The organism is Arthrobacter sp. yr096, from assembly GCF_900108925.1.
In the GTDB taxonomy this organism is placed as follows: Bacteria; Actinomycetota; Actinomycetes; order Actinomycetales; family Micrococcaceae; genus Arthrobacter.
In genome coordinates this window covers 925618-942276 of sequence record NZ_FNYI01000001.1, presented here as the reverse complement: position 1 = coordinate 942276, position 16659 = coordinate 925618, and the positions used below count along the sequence as shown (strand labels likewise).

General features: G+C 63.4%; 17 protein-coding genes. 9 read left to right on the top strand and 8 right to left on the bottom strand.

The features are described from left to right. Positions 1-3 precede the first annotated feature (3 nt). Positions 4-489 carry a GtrA family protein gene (locus BMY91_RS04415; protein WP_090818762.1) on the top strand — a complete coding sequence of 162 codons (486 nt, stop codon included), beginning with the start codon at positions 4-6 and terminating at the stop codon, positions 487-489. Here the strand turns inward: BMY91_RS04415 and BMY91_RS04410 are convergent, their stop codons facing one another. From BMY91_RS04410 to BMY91_RS04385, 6 genes are all read right to left on the bottom strand, one after another. Beyond that, the gene (locus BMY91_RS04410) at positions 490-1656 is read right to left on the bottom strand and encodes a cysteine desulfurase family protein (protein WP_090818759.1); all 1167 of its coding nucleotides are present in this window, start codon (positions 1654-1656) and stop codon (positions 490-492) included. 14 nt (positions 1657-1670) lie between these two features. Further along, complete coding sequence (nadC, locus tag BMY91_RS04405) at positions 1671-2549, bottom strand: carboxylating nicotinate-nucleotide diphosphorylase (protein WP_090818756.1); 879 nt, start codon at positions 2547-2549, stop codon at positions 1671-1673. Next, complete coding sequence (gene nadB, locus BMY91_RS04400; RefSeq protein ID WP_090818751.1) at positions 2542-4278, bottom strand: L-aspartate oxidase; 1737 nt, start codon at positions 4276-4278, stop codon at positions 2542-2544. Before nadB ends, nadC begins: the two co-directional genes overlap by 8 nt. A gap of 37 nt (positions 4279-4315) precedes the next feature. Continuing rightward, positions 4316-5623 (bottom strand): quinolinate synthase NadA, encoded by a 1308-nt coding sequence (gene nadA / locus BMY91_RS04395; RefSeq protein WP_090818748.1) that lies wholly within the window; start codon positions 5621-5623, stop codon positions 4316-4318. After that, entirely contained in the window at positions 5620-6339 is a 720-nt protein-coding gene (locus BMY91_RS04390) for an NUDIX hydrolase (protein ID WP_090818746.1), read from the bottom strand. The genes nadA and BMY91_RS04390 overlap by 4 nt, the downstream gene beginning before the upstream one ends. A gap of 103 nt (positions 6340-6442) precedes the next feature. Next, positions 6443-6916: an Lrp/AsnC family transcriptional regulator gene (locus tag BMY91_RS04385; RefSeq protein WP_090818744.1), complete on the bottom strand. Its 474-nt coding sequence runs from the start codon at positions 6914-6916 to the stop codon at positions 6443-6445. 174 nt (positions 6917-7090) lie between these two features. On the opposite strand from BMY91_RS04385, the gene BMY91_RS04380 reads away from it, so the two are divergent. The 5 genes from BMY91_RS04380 (at position 7091) to BMY91_RS04360 (ending at position 11880) form a co-directional block, all read left to right on the top strand. Then, the gene (locus BMY91_RS04380) at positions 7091-8476 is read left to right on the top strand and encodes an amino acid permease (RefSeq protein ID WP_090818741.1); all 1386 of its coding nucleotides are present in this window, start codon (positions 7091-7093) and stop codon (positions 8474-8476) included. Between the two features lie 137 nt (positions 8477-8613). Next, on the top strand, positions 8614-9660 hold the full coding sequence (locus BMY91_RS04375; protein ID WP_090818739.1) for a thiamine pyrophosphate-dependent enzyme: 1047 nt from the start codon (positions 8614-8616) through the stop codon (positions 9658-9660). Beyond that, entirely contained in the window at positions 9653-10726 is a 1074-nt protein-coding gene (locus BMY91_RS04370; RefSeq protein ID WP_090818736.1) for an alpha-ketoacid dehydrogenase subunit beta, read from the top strand. The genes BMY91_RS04375 and BMY91_RS04370 overlap by 8 nt, the downstream gene beginning before the upstream one ends. Beyond that, the gene (locus BMY91_RS04365; RefSeq protein ID WP_090818734.1) at positions 10719-11048 is read left to right on the top strand and encodes a biotin/lipoyl-containing protein; all 330 of its coding nucleotides are present in this window, start codon (positions 10719-10721) and stop codon (positions 11046-11048) included. The genes BMY91_RS04370 and BMY91_RS04365 overlap by 8 nt, the downstream gene beginning before the upstream one ends. A 4-nt stretch (positions 11049-11052) precedes the next feature. After that, entirely contained in the window at positions 11053-11880 is an 828-nt protein-coding gene (locus tag BMY91_RS04360; RefSeq protein WP_090818731.1) for an alpha/beta fold hydrolase, read from the top strand. Between the two features lie 89 nt (positions 11881-11969). On the opposite strand, the gene BMY91_RS04355 is transcribed toward BMY91_RS04360, so the two are convergent. Beyond that, positions 11970-12383 carry a MarR family transcriptional regulator gene (locus BMY91_RS04355; protein WP_090818728.1) on the bottom strand — a complete coding sequence of 138 codons (414 nt, stop codon included), beginning with the start codon at positions 12381-12383 and terminating at the stop codon, positions 11970-11972. Between the two features lie 38 nt (positions 12384-12421). Between BMY91_RS04355 and BMY91_RS04350 the strand changes: the two genes are divergently transcribed. Continuing rightward, positions 12422-13135 (top strand): phosphoribosyltransferase, encoded by a 714-nt coding sequence (locus BMY91_RS04350; protein ID WP_254779697.1) that lies wholly within the window; start codon positions 12422-12424, stop codon positions 13133-13135. An 83-nt stretch (positions 13136-13218) separates the two neighbouring features. On the opposite strand, the gene BMY91_RS04345 is transcribed toward BMY91_RS04350, so the two are convergent. Further along, the gene (locus BMY91_RS04345; protein WP_090818723.1) at positions 13219-14553 is read right to left on the bottom strand and encodes an MFS transporter; all 1335 of its coding nucleotides are present in this window, start codon (positions 14551-14553) and stop codon (positions 13219-13221) included. Positions 14554-14862: 309 nt separating this feature from the next. Between BMY91_RS04345 and BMY91_RS04340 the strand changes: the two genes are divergently transcribed. Next, a complete protein-coding gene (locus BMY91_RS04340) occupies positions 14863-15609 on the top strand; it encodes an IclR family transcriptional regulator (RefSeq protein ID WP_090818720.1) in 747 nt (248 codons plus the stop codon). Positions 15610-15733: 124 nt separating this feature from the next. Next, positions 15734-16606 carry a MoaF C-terminal domain-containing protein gene (locus BMY91_RS04335; RefSeq protein WP_090818717.1) on the top strand — a complete coding sequence of 291 codons (873 nt, stop codon included), beginning with the start codon at positions 15734-15736 and terminating at the stop codon, positions 16604-16606. The last annotated feature ends 53 nt before the right edge of the window (positions 16607-16659 follow it).

Sequence of the window (16659 nt, the reverse complement as noted above, 5' to 3'; positions counted from 1 at the left end):
CTCATGGAGATCGCTGCGGAGGCCACTGAGCTACGCCCTTCTCCCGCACAAAAGCCACCCAAGAAACGGCATCGCGGGCCCCTGAAATATCCTGTGGTGCGCCAATTACTGCGCTTCACTGGCGTCGGCGTTGTGTGCACGGCGAGTTCGCTGGCCATCTACGCGCTGCTGCGCCCATGGATTGATCCGCAACTGGCCAACGCGGTGGCCCTGATAGTGACATCGCTGATGAACACCGCGCTGAACCGTCGGCTGACCTTCAAAATCACGGGCAAGAAGAAACGCGCCCAGGACCATCTGAGTGGGGTGATAGTCATCGCCATTGCGTTGATCATCACCGGGGGCTCCCTGGCTGTGCTCCACCTCTTACGCCCGGAAGCTACGGTCACTGAAGAACTCTGGACCACTACGCTTTCAGGATTTGTTGCCACCGCCGTACGGTTCACGTTGCTGCGGCACTGGATCTTCCGCCGCGCCCGGCACGTGTAGTCAGTTCGGCTGTGGAGATGCCAGGTTACGGACACGCCCGACGGCGGCTTCCACGGCCGCGGCGGCTTGCTCGAGTTCGGCCCCGGTGACAGTCGACGGGAAGCTGAACCGCACGGCGGTCTGAGCGGTTTCCGTCGCCAGGCCGAGGGCTACCAGTACGGGCGAAGGAGCATCGGAACCAGCCGCGCAGGCCGAACCGCTGGAGCACACGACGCCCAGCCGTTCAAGCTCAAGCAGCACCGATTCGCCGCTTGTTCCCGGGAAGCAGAAGGAAGCTACTGATGGAAGTCGCAGGCTGGGGTGTCCGGTCAGCATGGCATCGGGCACGGTGGCCAGGATGTGGCCGATGAACCGATCCCGAAGACCCGAAACCCGCGCCGCCTGGTCCGGCTGCTCGGCGTGGGACATTGCCAACGCCGTGGACAATGCGACAGCTCCGGCCACGTTTTCGGTGCCGGAACGCCTTCCGCGTTCCTGTCCGCCGCCGTGAACCAAGGGCTCCACCCGCAAACGGCCCTTGGTAAACAGCACGCCAGATCCTTTGGGCGCTCCGAGCTTGTGTCCGGAGAGACTCAATGCGTCCACGCCCAACGCTTTGACGTCCACGGGGAGCCACCCCGCGGCCTGCACCGCGTCAGTATGGAAGGGCACTCCGTACTCCCGGCAAACAGCGGCAAGGTGGGCCACTGGTTGAACAGTTCCGATCTCATTGTTGGCATACATGATGCTGACCAGCGCAGTCCCGGCCCGCAGCATGTCCCGAAGGTCGTCCGCGGAGACCAGGCCGTCGCGGTCCACCGGCACCACATCCACGGCAAAGCCATGGACCCGCTCCAGGTAGCGGGCAGACTCTTCCACAGCGGGATGCTCGATTGCGCTGATGACCAGGCGGTTCAGCGACGGATCAGTCGCCTGCCGGGCAAGGGCTATGCCTTTGACGGCAAGGTTGTCTGCCTCAGAGCCACCCGAGGTAAAGGTCACCTCGCCGGCGCGGCAATTAAGGACTTTCGCGACGCCGGAACGCGCCTCTGCGAGCGCGGCTGCGGCGGCCTCGCCAAGGCTGTGGTGGCTGGAAGGGTTACCAAACTCGCCACTCAAGTAGGGCCACATGGCCTCAAGTGCCTCGCGGCGGACCGGAGTGGTCGCGGCAGCGTCGAGGAAGATCATGGCTTACGCGACCTTCAGTTCCGGGGTGCTGTGAGTTCGATATCGAGGCCGAGGTCCAAGGCGCTCACGCTATGGGTCAGTCCCCCGATTGAGATGACATCCACGCCAGCCGCGGCGATCTCCGTGACGGTGCTGACGTTCACGTTGCCGCTGGCTTCGATGATCGCCCGCCCGTCAACCTGCTTGACCCCTGCACGGAGCTCAGCGATGGAGAAGTTATCCAACATGATGGTGTCCACTCCTGCAGCCAGGACGGGTTCGATCTGCTCAGCCTTATCCACTTCCACCTCGAAGTGGGTGGTGTGGCCCAGCTGCGCCTTGGCGGCGATCAGCAGCTCAGTCAACTTGCTGGAATCGCCTCCGGTCATGACGGCCAGGTGGTTGTCTTTGGCCAAGACGGCGTCGGAGAGGCTATAGCGGTGGTTCGCTCCCCCGCCGCATCGCACCGCGTAGCGTTCCAGAACACGGAGGCCGGGCGTGGTCTTGCGGGTGTCGGTAATCCGGGCGCGGGTCCCTTCAACCAACCGCACGAACTCAGCAGTCTTGGTGGCAATCGCGCTCATGCGCTGCACCAGGTTGAGCCCTACGCGTTCGGCCAACAGCACCGAGCGGGCGCGGCCGCTGACGCGCGCGAGGTGCGTTCCGGCGTCGAACGCTTCACCGTCGGCGAGCAGCAACTCAACCACCGTGTCAGGGTCCACCAGTTTCATGGCGTCGCGGAACACTGTGCCGCCGCTGAAAACACCGGGGACGCGCGCATTCAGCACGGCCGTGGCGTGTGCGTCGGCCGGGATCAGGAGTTGCGAGGTGATGTCCCCGCTGGGTGCATCCTCGGCGAACGCCCTTTCCAGGATCTCCCGAACAGGGGCTGCAGGGAGGGTCAGGTTAGTCATGGACGAGGCTCACTTTCCGGCTCATGGTGTAACGCTTGTCAAAATCGTCGACGGCGGCCGCTTCGGTCACGCTGTCGCTGCGGTAATGCGCCCCCAACGACTCCCGCCGCTCCCGTGCAGCATGAACAAGCAGCTGCGCAGCCAACAGGAGGTTGGAGTCCTCATGCACCCGGGCGTCCAATGAGTCCGGCACATTCAAAGGCATGACGTCACCGTCCCAAGCCGCCAAGACCTCTGCGGCCTCAGCCAGCAATTCCCCGCTCTTGAGTACGCCAGCCTTGGCGGTCATCAAGAGCCGCAGCGCCTGCCGGGAGAATGCCCCCGCCTGCGCAAAAGTAACCTCACGGGCCCCCGGCCCAGGCAAAGACTCAAACTCCCAGGAAATGTTAGCGGGGACGCCAGCTTCCAGCTCATCCAGCGGCGCCAAGGGGCCTGCGGCGCCGCTGTCACCGTAGAGGAACGCTTCAACGGCCCGACGCCCGAACACCAGGCCTTCGAGGAGGGAGTTACTCGCCAAACGGTTGGCTCCCTGCACACCGGTACAGGCAACCTCACCAGCAGCAAGCAGACCAGGAACAGACGTCCGGCCGTGGAGGTCGGTCACCACGCCACCCATCCAGTAGTGGGCCGCGGGTGCCACGGGGACGAGCTCTGTTGTCCAGTTAACTCCGGCTTGGCGGGTGCGTCGGCTGAGGGTGGGGAAACGCTTGGCCAGGAAGCCCCGGCCCCGCTGTTCTTCGATCACGGTGGCGTCGAGGAAGACGTGGCCGTTGGGGTCCCCGAGTTTTGCCAGGTGCAGGGCGATGCTGCGGGAGACGACGTCCCGTGGGGCAAGTTCTGCATCAGGGTGGTAGTCGGGCATGAATCTGTGTCCCCTGGCGTCAACCAGGAGGGCGCCTTCACCCCGCACTGCTTCCGAGATGAGCAGGGGGTCGTTGTTGCCTTCGGCTTCCCTGGCGTCATCAGCAAGCACCATGCAGGTGGGGTGGAATTGGAAGAATTCCAGATCTGCCACGGCGGCACCCGCGCGCCACGCGAGCGCCAGCCCGTCTGCTGTGGCCACGGCAGGGTTGGTGGTTTGGGCAAACAACTGCCCGGCGCCACCTGTAGCCAGAAGCACGGCATCGCCGTCGACCCCAAGCTCACGGCCGTCGTGAAGGAAGGTTGCCCCTATGACCCTGTTGCCGCGCCGATCGTCAGGGCCTTGGGACAGTGACGTGACCTGGGCGTGCCCGATGACTCGGATCTTTCCTGCCGCCTGGAAGTCCAGGACGGCCCGGATCAAAGCAGCAGCTACCCCGGCCCCCGTGGCGTCGCCACCGGTGTGCAGGATGCGTGGCGCTGAGTGGGCGGCTTCCAGACCCAAGGCGGGCTCGCCGTCGTCGTCAAGGTCGAAGCGGACACCAAACCTGCCAAGCCCGGCGATATCCAGCCGCGCCTCGGTGCACAGTACTCGCACTGCTTCTTCGTTACAGTGCCCGGCACCGGCCTTCAGGGTATCGGCGATGTGGGCCGCCACGGTGTCGCCGGGAGCAGGCTCGTCCAGAACAGCTGAGATGCCACCCTGGGCGTAGTACGTGTTGCTGTCCGCGAGCGCGCCCTTGGTCAACAGCACCACGTCGGCTCCCGCTTCGGCTGCCAACAGGGCGGAGTACAGTCCGGCGATGCCGCTTCCGACGACGATCAACCGCTTGGGCCGGCGCCCTTCAGCAAAGCTCACTGTGGTCATGCGAGGCTCGATTCGATGGGTCGGGTGTGCCTGGCTGCTAGGCCGGCTTGGCGGCCAGCATGCGCTCCAGCGCAATCTTGGCGTTGTCCTGCACGGAGTCGTCCACGGTGATGCGGTTGACGACGCGTCCTTCCACCAACTCCTCAAGGACCCAGGCGAGGTAGCCGGGGTGGATCCGGTACATGGTGGAGCACGGGCAGATGACGGGGTCGAGGCAGAAGATGGTGTGCTGCGGGTTTTCGGCGGCGAGCCGGTTCACCATGTTGATCTCGGTGCCGATGGCGAATGTGGTGGGTTCGGTGGCGGCGGCGATGGCCTTCTTGATGAAGTCGGTGGATCCTGCGGAGTCCGCGGCGTCCACTACCTCCATGGGGCATTCGGGGTGGACGATCACGTTGACGCCCGGGAAGTCCTGGCGGGCTTTCTCGATCTGGCCCACGTTGAAGCGCTTGTGGACCGAGCAGAAGCCGTGCCAGAGGATGACTCGGGAGTCCTGCAGTGTTTTTTCGTCGTTCCCGCCGAGTTCCTTGCGCGGGTTCCACATGGGCATCTGCTCCAGGGGGACGCCGAGTGCCTTTGCCGTGTTGCGGCCCAGGTGCTGGTCGGGGAAGAACAGGACGCGCTGTCCGCGTTCGAAGGCCCACTCCAGGACCACTTTGGCGTTGGAGGAGGTGCAGACAATCCCGCCGTTCCGCCCACAGAACGCCTTCAGCGCTGCCGAAGAGTTCATGTAGGTGACGGGGATGACGGGTACGCGGCCGTCGGCGTCCGGTTCCGTGCCGAAGATTTCTTCAAGCTGCTCCCAGCATTCCTCCACGGAGTCTTCATCCGCCATGTCCGCCATGGAACAGCCAGCAGCGAGGTTGGGCAAGATGACTGCTTGCTGGGGCGTGGAGAGGATGTCCGCTGTCTCAGCCATGAAGTGGACACCGCAGAAGATGATCGCTTCGGCGTCGGGCTTGGTGAGTGCTGCATTGGCAAGCTGGAACGAGTCGCCTACGAAGTCCGCGTACTGGATGACTTCGTCACGCTGGTAGAAATGGCCAAGGATGACGGCACGGTCCCCGAGCGTCGCCTTGGCGGCCCGGATCCGGGCGTCAAGTTCGGCGTCGCTGGCTTTCTTATATTCCTCAGGCAGTTGGCCTTGCCGTGGAGTGGCCTTGGGCGCGACGTCCTCGCTGGAAGCGCCGGGGCCGTAGGCGGGCGCACCCGCTACGGCTTCAGCGAGGTCGTATTCCCATGGGCCCCTGGCCAGGGCCGGGCTGCACGTGGACCCTGCGCGGGAGAGGCCTTTCTCGGCCTCCTCGCGAGTGATCAGCTGGACGGCAGTGTTGACGCTGCTCATGGTGTACTCCTGTTATCTGGCCCGAGGCCGGGCGTGCCGGTGAAGCGGTAGAGGCGTGGCGGACGATGTTTTCCGCCTTGCAGGTATTCACCGGTTTCTTCGATTTCCGGTGTGGCTTTGATGTGCCGGCGGAAGTTCGCCGGATCCAGTTGGCGATCCAACACAGCTTCGTAGACTTCGCGGACCTGCGCCAGGGTGAAGAATTCCCCCAGCAGGTGGTACGCAATTGATCCGTAGGCCATCTTGTTGCGGAGCCGCCACAGTGCGTAATCCACGATTGCGTTGTGGTCGAAAGCGAGTTCGCCCAGCCGGTCCGCGCGGAACCACCGCACATTCTCTGATTCGTCAGCGAGGGCGGCCTCGGTGGGTTGCACCAAGGCCCAGTACACGATGGAGACCACGCGCTGGGTGGGTGACCTGTGGAGGCCGCCAAAAGCGTAGAGCTGCTCGAGGTAGTGCGGGGTGAGGCCCGTGGTTTCGCGAAGATTCCTTGAGGCTGCGTCCTGGAGCGATTCGTCATGGGCCAGCGGTCCACCGGGAAGGGCCCACATGTCCTTGTACGGTTCGCGGATCCTGCGGACCAGCGGGAGCCACAGGGTGGGGCGGCCGGACTTTTCACTGGGACGGAGAGCGAAAATTACCGTGGAAATAGCCAACGACGGCGGTGCGAGCCGCCGCTCTGCAACGTTTGCTGAGTTGGTGTTCACGGCGTTCACCTCGCTTCATCGCCGCCCGGCCCATAAGCCGAAGAATTAGTTAAAGTCATCTTGACTAGAACTAATGGTACGACTGATCCGGCCTCTGGCAAAATGCTTTACGTCACACGGACTTCGCGGCGGCTTCCATCAATGGCAGAGTCCGGCCTTGGATGTGGCTGTTGAGAACAATCACCGACGAGCAGCGCACCACGGACTTGGTGGCGATCATGGCATCCAGCACCCTTTGCATGTCCGGATTGGACCGCGCCGCAATCCGCACCATGAGATCCGAGTTTCCGGTCACGGTATGCACTTCGATGATCTCCGGAATGGCGCCCAGGCTTTCGATGATGGCGTCATGGCCGATCTCCTGCGTGATGGTGACCGAGCAGAACGCCACCACGGGAAAGCCGAAGTTGGCTGGATCCGGCTGAGGAACCCACGAACCAATGACCCCATTCTCGATCATGCGATCGATTCTGGACTGCACCGTGGCCCTGGCAACCCGCAGAACGCGCGAGGCCTCCAGCACCGAGGATCGTGGTGAATCAGTAAAGAAACGTACAATTTTTGCATCAAGCGCATCGACCAGCATCAAAGTTCCTGTCCCCGGGGATCCTTACCCATCACATCGCTACAGCAAAAAGTGATGTATCTTACAATCTGCGAGAATTATTCCACGGCTCTTGCTGCGTCGTCGACGCCCGCGTGCCAAGCCCATGAGGCAAACGCGCAAAACCAGCATGTAATCCATAGAAGGTAGACACGTATGACAACGAAGTCCATCGCGGCTCCTGCCCCTACATCCGGCCTCGGCCACTCCCTCAAGCCACGCCAGCTCACCATGATGGGCCTGGGCAGCGCGATCGGCGCCGGCCTCTTCCTCGGCTCGGGAGCGGGCGTTCAGGCTGCCGGACCGGCGGTGCTCATTTCTTATCTCGTGGCCGGCACCCTGATCATCCTGGTCATGTGGGCCCTCGGCGAGATGGCGGCCGCCAACCCGAACAGCGGCGCGTTCTCCGTATACGCGGAGAAAGCCATGGGCAAGACAGCCGGCGGAACCATCGGCTGGCTGTGGTGGTTGCAGCTGGTAGTGGTGATTGCCGCCGAAGCCATTGGAGCGGCCGGGCTCCTGTTTTCCATCTGGCCAGTCATCCCCGTATGGGTCCTTGCACTGGTGTTCATGGTGGTGTTCACCGGCATCAACCTGGTGGGCGTGCGCAATTTCGGCGAGTTCGAATTCTGGTTCGCCATCCTCAAGGTCGCTGCAATCGTGATCTTCCTGCTCATTGGCGCAGCCCTGCTCTTCGGCTGGCTGCCGAACGTCCCGTCGCCCGGCTTCTCCGCGTTCGGCGACTTCGCCCCCAACGGCATCGGCGGCATCGCCGCCGCCTTGTTCGTCGTCATCTTCGCCTTCGGGGGAACAGAGATCGTCAGCGTTGCTGCCGCTGAAACCGAGAACCCCGCCCACAGCGTTGGCAAGGCCATCCGCACGGTGGTTTGGCGCATCCTGGTCTTCTACATCGGCTCTGTCTTCGTGATCGCAGCCGTTCTCCCCGTAGGCTCAGAGGGACTCAAGTCTCCGTTCGCCGGAGTACTGGACATCGCAGGCATCCCGGGCGCCGGAGCTGCGATCACGCTGGTTGCAGTTGTGGCTCTGCTCTCCGCGCTGAACGCCAACCTGTACGGCGCCTCGCGGATGATCTTCTCCCTCTCCGAGCGCGGGGAAGCTCCGCGGATCCTGTCGCGCCTGAGCGCTTCCAAGGTTCCCGTGGCCGCCGTCGTCGTTTCCGTCGCGTTTGGCTTCATCGCCACCGTCCTTGAACTTCTGTTCCCGGAAAAGATCCTGCCGGCACTCCTGAACCTTGTGGGCTCCACCTGCCTGGTGGTCTGGGGCACGGCACTGGTGTCGCAGTTCATCCTGCGCCGCAGGGCGGACAAGGAGGGCACCGACCTTCCCTTGCGAATGAAAGGCTTCCCCTACCTCACGATTCTTGGCTTGGTGTTGTTGGGCCTCATCCTCGTGGTGGGCTTCGCCAACCCGGAGAGCGCCGGGCAGTTGATCGGCACCTTCCTGCTGATCCTGGTCATCGCGGCGGGCTGCTTCGTCAACGCCAAATCCAAGGCCGCCAAGCAGGCATCACACGCGGAATAGCACCTGCTAGCAACCTTCCAGAAGCCCTGCACAATTTGTACCGTGCGGGGCTTCTGTGTATGCCCAAATTGTACAAACTGTTCCATTTAAACTGAGCTGATTGCGCACACACAAGATGGGTGACTAGGGTCACAGCCATGACTACAGAACCTGTGCTGGCCGCTGTCGATGATGACGCGGCCCCGCTCACCCACCATCAACTCCGTGAGCTGTACACCCTGATGGCCGCCGTCCGTCACCTGGATACCGCAGCTGTCGCCTGGCAGCGCCAGGGAATTATTCCCGGCTATGCACCCGAACTGGGCCAGGAGGCCGCGCAGGTGGGCAGCGGCTACGCTGTTGACCGCAGCCGCGACTTCGTCTTTCCCACCTACCGCGAAATGGGCGTTGCGCGGGCCATGGGCCTGGACATGGTGGGCTACATGTCCACGCACAAGGCCACCTGGCACGGCGGCATGTACAACCCGCTGGAGTCCCGCTTCGCACCGATCCAGGCCGTAGTGGCAGGGTCAGTCCTGCACGCCGTCGGCTGGGCCCACGGCCAGACGCTCTCCGGGGCACCGGAGATGGGCGTCGCCATGACGTACTTCGGCGATGGCGCATCCTCCCAAGGAGACGTCCACGAAGCCATGAACTTCGCCGCCGTCATGAAAGCACCTGTGGTCTTCTTCATCCAGAACAACGGCTGGGCCATCTCCGTCCCCACAGAACGCCAAGTGGCGGGCGGCTCCGTTGCAGCCCGCGCCGCCGGGTACGGCATCCCATCCCTTCAAGTGGACGGCAATGACGTAGTGGCCGTTTTTGAAGCCACCCGATCCGCATTTGCCCACTGCCGCGCCGGCAATGGTCCCGTGGTCATTGAAGCCATGACCTACCGCCGCGGCCCACACTCCACCGCCGACGATCCTGGCCGTTACCGCACGCTGGACGAGGAGAGGCTCGGAGCCGGCGAGGATCCGCTCGAGCGGTTCAGGCAGCGCCTGCTGGCCGACGGAGTTGCCGATGAGGCCTTCTTCATGGAGGCCCAACGTTTGGCAGAAGAAGAGGAAGAAGCCGTCCGTGCCGGCATAGAGGACCTCGGTCCCCGCCCCGGCGCTGAGATGTTCAGCCTGGTCTTCCAAGAGCCAACACCCACCCTTCAGTCCCAGGCCACTGCGTGGCGCGAGGAGTCCGAACATGTCTGAGACCATCACAGCCCTGGCTGGAACTGGTGAAACCGACGCCAACGTTCAGCACATGTCCATGCAGCAGGCACTGAACCGGGCCTTGGACGAGATCCTGGCCGACAATCCGAAGGCCGTCATTTTTGGTGAGGACTGCGGCCGCCTGGGCGGCGTTTTCCGGATTACCGACGGCCTCCAGTCGAAGCACGGCGAGGACCGCGTCTTCGACACCCCGCTGGCTGAGTCCGGCATCCTCGGAATGTCGGTGGGGCTGGCCATGGCCGGATTCCACCCCATCCCCGAGGTCCAGTTCGACGGCTTCGCTTATCCGGCCATCAACCAAATCGTTTGCCAGATCGCCCGGATGAACTACCGCAGCCGCGGCACCCTGCCGATGCCCATCACGCTGCGGGTGCCCAGCTTCGGCGGTATCCGCGCACCCGAGCACCACGGCGAAAGCCTGGAGGCGCTCTTCGCCCACGTACCGGGCCTCAAGGTAGTCTCGCCCGCCACCCCGCACGATGCCTATCATCTGCTCAAGTACGCAGCCACGCGGCCGGATCCTGTCATTTTCATGGAACCGAAGTCCCGCTACTGGCAAAAGGGCCCGGTGAACCTTGCGTCCGCGGACATGGATACAGCAGCGCACGACGCCGGAACGGACAGCGGCGGAAACCTCACGGGCGCACGCGTGGTCAGGGAAGGCCGCCACCTTACGCTGGTGGCATGGGGTGCCATGGTTGCCCGGTGCCTGCAGGTTGCCGAGCTCGCGGCCGAGGACGGCATCGACGTCGAGGTCCTGGACCTGCGCTGGCTGAAGCCGATTGACGCCGAAGCATTGGCGACCTCCGTCGGCAAGACGCGACGCGCCGTCGTCGTCCATGAAGCGCCGCTGACCTCAGGCCTGGGCGCCGAAGTGGCCCAACTCATTACGCAGAGCTGTTTCGCAACCCTGAAGGCGCCGGTGGAGCGTGTCACCGGCTTCGACGTGCCTTATCCCTCCGGAGACCTGGAGGACGAATACATCCCCAACATCGACCGCATCCTCTTTGGGATCCAACGCGTACTGGAGTACCGCCGTGGCTGAAATTTCCTTCCCGCTCCCCGATCTGGGCGAAGGCCTCATCGAAGCAACCGTGCTGGATTGGCTGGTGGAGCCGGGGCAGCAGGTGGAACGGAACCAGCCGCTCGTGGAGCTTGAAACCAGCAAATCGGCCCTCGAATTGCCCAGCCCGCAGGCAGGTAAAGTGGTGCGTATTCATGGGGCGCCCGGTGACACCATCAACGTCGGCGAACCCCTGATTGTGTTCGAGGTTCCGGATGACACTGCCGGTATCGTGGGCACTGTTCCGAAGGACGAAGCACCCAAGCGCCGGGTCCGCCTGAGCGCCGTACTCGATGAGGACTGACACCATGACCGGCAGGCACACCGTGGAACACAACAGGCACACCGTGGAAGGCACCGACCCCGGATTGTTTGTGGAAGTCCATGAGCCCGCCGCCGATGCCGGACTCCGCCCCGTCCTGTTGATCCATGGCTTCTCTTCCTCCAGCAAACTGAACTGGGTGGACAGCGGATGGATTACCACTCTGCAGGACGCCGGCCGGCGGGTGATTACTGTTGACCTGCCCGGTCACGGCCGCAGTCACTCCCCCGAGGACCTGGACTCGTACACCCCCAGCCGCATCCGTGCCGACCTCCTGCAGATAGTGACCGACGTCGGCGCCCGGCCTCTGCGCGATGGCGACTCGTCCACGGGGCTGGACCTCATTGGCTACTCGCTCGGCTCCAGGCTCGCGTGGGAATTCGGTGCCACCCAGCCCGACCTCGTCCACCGGATTGTCCTGGGTGGACCCAGCTCAGCGGATCCGTTGGCGGCGTTCGACCTCGTGGCCGCCCAACGGCATTTGGCCGACGGCACGCCCATCGAGGACCCATCAACTGCCGGCTTGTTGAAGATGGCGCAAATGCTGCCCAGCAACAACCTTTTCGCCATGTTGTCCCTCATTGAGGCCATCAAGGGTGAGCCCTTCGATCCCGCCGAGGCAGCTCCGCAGGTACCGCTGCTGCTGGTTGCGGGCGAGAAGGACGAGCGGGCTGCCACCATGCCGGAGCTGGCTTCCATCGCCGGCAAGCGCGGCGGGATGGTGGAAACCCTGGTTATCCCCGGACGCACGCACACCAACGTGATCACCAGCCGCGCTTTCAAGGAAGCCGCCGTCCAATTCATTGGTGTGTAGGGTCATTGGTGTGCAGTGCGCCTGCGTGCAAGGCGCCTGCGTGTAAGGCGCTGGCCCCCGACGCCCTCGGCTGGTCCTGCTGGCTGACGTCAGCGGGCCAGCCGCTCCGCGTTAAGGCTCATGCGCTCCAACACGCTTAAGGTCATGGCGTACTCGTCAATTCCGATGCCCATGGACAAGTCCCGGCGCGCATCTTCCACGAGGCGCTGGGCTTCGTGATACCTCTCGCGGCCGCGTTCGCTGAGCGCCAGCCGGTCATCGATCATGGTGATTAATCCGCGGCCCACCAAGGCCGCAAGCTCCCTTTCGCGCAAGCGGATATCGCTGCCCCACAGTGGCAGCAGTGCTTGCTCAAGCTCGTCAGGAAGCATGGCGCCCCCTGAGAGAGTGCCCAGGGTCTGCCACTGACGCCTGCTGAGCTTGATCCGCGCCAAGGTACTGTCCAGCTGGATGTCCAGCGCAGCGTCGAGCCTCTTGATCCAGTATCCGATGGGCTTGTTCACAAGGCCATGCTTGCAGCGGAGGCGCCCCCGGGCAAGGCATGGACGGTAGGCTTGGAAGTGCAACGAATATCGTGGAAGTGGAGCAGATGGGCATGCGTTTCAAGGACCGTGCGGAAGCCGGTCGACGCCTGGCTGAAGGACTCCCCCAGCTGAGGGAGCGCCCGGACACCATTGTCCTGGGCCTCGCCCGGGGAGGAATCCCCGTAGCCGCAGCTGCGGCAGCTGAGTTGTATCTCCCATTTGGCGCCGTGCTGGTCCGCAAGCTCGGTATCCCCGGCCGTGACGAGACCGCCTTTGGGGCGCTGGCATGGTCCCGGGGCGACGTTCTTCGCATCGTGAACAAGCCGCTCAAAGAGCTCATCCTTTCCCGCGGTATTTCCCAGTCCGCATTGGATGCTGTGGAAACCCATGAACGCTCGGAGCTTCTTCGGCGGGCAGAAGAGTATCCCGGTACGGACCATGACCTCCGGGGCAAGACAATAGTGCTGGCCGATGACGGCCTGGCCACGGGAGCCACCATGCGTGCAGCCGTGGAAGCAGTCCGGGCCGGCGGCGCCAGCGTCATCGTGGCTGCGGTGCCGGTGGCATCCCTCGAGGCATCCACTTCCCTGGCCAGGGTGTGCGATTACGTGTTCGCTCTCCACACGCCCGGCAAGTTCCATGCTGTTGGCGCGTTCTACGAACGATTCGAGCAGTTGTCCGATTCCGACGTCGTCCATCAACTGGAAGGCGCAGGCACCCCCAACAGGTGACTGACGGAAACGCTGCCTGAAAGCAAAAGGCGGGTGCGGCCACTTGGACCGCTCCCGCCTTTCACGTCAATTCCCGTGAAGGGCTAGTGGTGCGCGCTGAAACCCAGCGGGCGCCCCTTGGTTTCCTTGGCCAGGATCACGCCAACTGCCGAGACAATGCAGAGGCCCATGATGTAGAGGCCAACAGAGCCCGACCATTTGGTGGAATCAAGAAGGGCCTGGGCGATCAGCGGAGCAAAGGCACCGCCCAGAATTGCCCCCAGGGCATAGCCGATGGAGATACCCGAGTAGCGGACCTGCGCCGGGAACATCTCCGCATACATGGCGGACATGGGGCCATAAGAGAGGCCCAGACCGATGGTCAGAACGAACAGGGCGGTTCCGTAGAGCAGGATGTCCTTGGAATCGATGAGTACGAACATGGGAATCATCCAGGCGAAGACCAGGCCATAGCCGATCAGGAACGTCTTCACGCGGCCGATCTTGTCCGACAACCATCCACCCACCATGGTGAAGATCAACCAGCCGAAGGACGCAATGGTGGTGGCCAGCAAGACCTGGGGAGTTGGCATCTTCAGGGTCTTGGTGGCGTAGGAGATGAAGAACGCGATCAGAAGGTACCCGGCAGCATTGTTGGCAATGAAGATCATGGCCGCAAGGATGACTTCCTTCTTGTTCTTACGGAAGAGCTCGCCCAGGGGTGCCTTGCTGGCTGCCTTACGCTGCGCGATTTCCTTGAAGACCGGGCTTTCGCCCACAGCACGCCGGATCAGGTAGCCCACCACAATGAGGACCACGGACAGCAGGAACGGGACGCGCCAGCCCCAGGCAGCGAAATCTTCCTTCGACATGCCGGACTGCAGGAAGAACAGGAGCCCTGTTGCCAGGATCATGCCGATGGGAACGCCGATCTGCGGGTAAGCGCCGAAGAGCCCGCGCTTCTTGATGGGAGCGTGCTCCACTGCCATCAGCGCCGCTCCTCCCCATTCGCCGCCAGCGGAGAAGCCCTGGACAACACGGAGGGTGATGAGCAGCACGGGAGCCCAGATGCCGATGGTGTCGTAGGTCGGAAGCACACCGATGAGGGCCGTGGCTGCACCCATCATCACCAGCGTCATGACCAGCACAGCCTTGCGGCCCAGGCGGTCTCCGAGGTGTCCGGCGATGGTGGCGCCGAGTGGCCTGAACAGGAAGCTGATACCAATGGTGGCGAAGGACAAGAGCTGGGCTACGCCAGGATTGGACTTCTCAAGGGGAGAAAGGAAGAGCGGAGCCAGCAAGGTGGCCGTGAGCTGGGCGAAGATGAAGAAGTCGTACCACTCGATGGTGGTGCCCACCAGTGTCCCCGCGAGTACCCGGCGCTCTTCGCGCTTGCTGCTGGGTCCTGACAGGGAGTCGACAGTGGAAGTTGCGGTCATTGGAACTCCATGGGGTGAGAGTGACTGGTCGGCGCGTGACGTGCATTAACCGACAGAACGGTCAGTTAGGAAAGGATACTACATACTGTGACCCAAAGCACAGAGCTTCCGCGTTGCGGGGCCCGGCGTGCGCGGCTCAACGGAGAGTAGGGGCGCAGAGCCGGCCCCACAGCGCGTCAGTTGTGCCGTCCCGCCGAGTCAATAGACCAGGCACTTCTATAATCGGAATGATGGTTCCCATATGGAACACGCCTCGTCGACGCCGCCGCGCAGCGGGCGTCCGGCCGGGAACATCCCCGCCAACATAGGATGGTCCGCATGAATCCCCGCAGCGACATCAAGGGTCCACCGGAAACAGCGACGCAAGTTCCGCCGTCGCAAACCCTGTCCAGGGGCATCCGGGCACTGGAGATTCTTGCCGCGGCCGAGCGCCCCCTCAGCATCGCGGAACTGACAGAGGCACTCGGAGTGCACCGTTCTGTCGCCTACAGAATCCTGCGGACCCTGGAGGACCACTCCTTGCTGGTGCGCGATGACTCCGGGCGCGTCCAACCAGGCCCCGGCCTGTCCGTCCTGGCCCGCGGAGTTTCCCGGAACCTCCAAACCGCTGCCCTCCCGGAACTCACCCAGCTGGCCAATACCCTGCACATGACCGCTTTCGTGGCCGTGTGGGACCACCAGGAATGCGTCAACCTGGTCACAGTGGAACCCAGACATTCGGGAGCCGCCCTCGCCCAACACCCCGGAAACCGGCACCCCATCGCCACAGGCGCTCCCGGAATTGCGATCCAATCAACCATGACCGAGGAACGCTGGCAGCAAGTCGGAGCAGGAAACCCCTACCGCGCTGAAGCGCACGAGGCGCGCCGGCTTGGCTATGCAACCAGCCATGACGAAGTCATCGCCGGCCTCTCCTCCATCGCAGCCCCCATCCGGGTTCCCGGCGGGCGGCCGGCAGCGATCGCCGTCGTGTACATCCGCTTGGACCAGGACGCCGACGCCGTGGGCAAGGCGCTGGCCGCCAGCGCAGCCCGCATCGAAAGCCAACTGGCCTGAACCTTTCCTTCCAGGTCAAACGACGTGCCCCACAGCACAAGACGGCAATCATCGGTTCACCGAATACTCGAAGAAGGACAGGACAAACCCGTTCCGTCCTTCTTTTGAACACCAGAAGGAACCCATGAGCCTGAATCTTCTTGATACCTCCAACTGGCTGCCACTGGACGGCCTGGCACCCGGCTTCGATGCCAACAAGGCCCCTGCCGTGCAAGACCTGGCAGGACAACAGTTTTCCGTCCGCAGCGAAGGCGGCCCAATGACGTTCAGCTTCGACGACGAAGACGTCCAATGGGCTGCCGCCGGCCACGCGGGAACCTCCAACTACGAGGCCTTTTCCGTGGCCGAAGATCTCTACTACGCCCAATGGCGTAGCCCTGTGGACCGGGAACTTGCCGTATCCCTGGTCCTGGATCTGGCCAACGGCCGGGCGCTCTACATTGGCGCCGCGCTGGGCAGGGCAACCCCATCCAGCGTCGCAGTCCACCACGACTTCCGGGCCGGAACCCTGGAAGGATACGGCACCCTCGGCCCGGCGATCTCTGAAAGCAATGCACTCATCGGACGACGCGTCGAATGGGTCTACAGCGATGCACACGCGTACGAGCACATCTACCTCAGCCCCACCTGGTACACCTGGCAATGCCTCGCCGGTCCGGAACGGGGACTGGCAGACACTGATTCCAACACCGTCTTCCAGATACGCCCCGGGATCTTTGTCTTCACGTGGCGGGAGAAAGTCATCCCCTGCGGCTCGGTAACAGTGGCCGACCACCGCGATCCCCACGCCATCCGCTCACACGGCAGCCTCTTCGGCTGGGACGAGGCAGGAACAGAGCCCGTGCACTTCACCTTTGGTGCATACGGCAGGTTGATCAGCATCACCCACCACAGCGCCGAACTGAACCCTGCCACCCAACTGAACCCTGCTACCCAACTGAACCCTGCCACCCAACTGAACCCTGCCGCCGAACTGAACCAAGCCAACGCGACTTAATCCAACTGCAGAGAACGAACGTAAGCCCCGGCGGTTCACGAACCGCCGGGGCT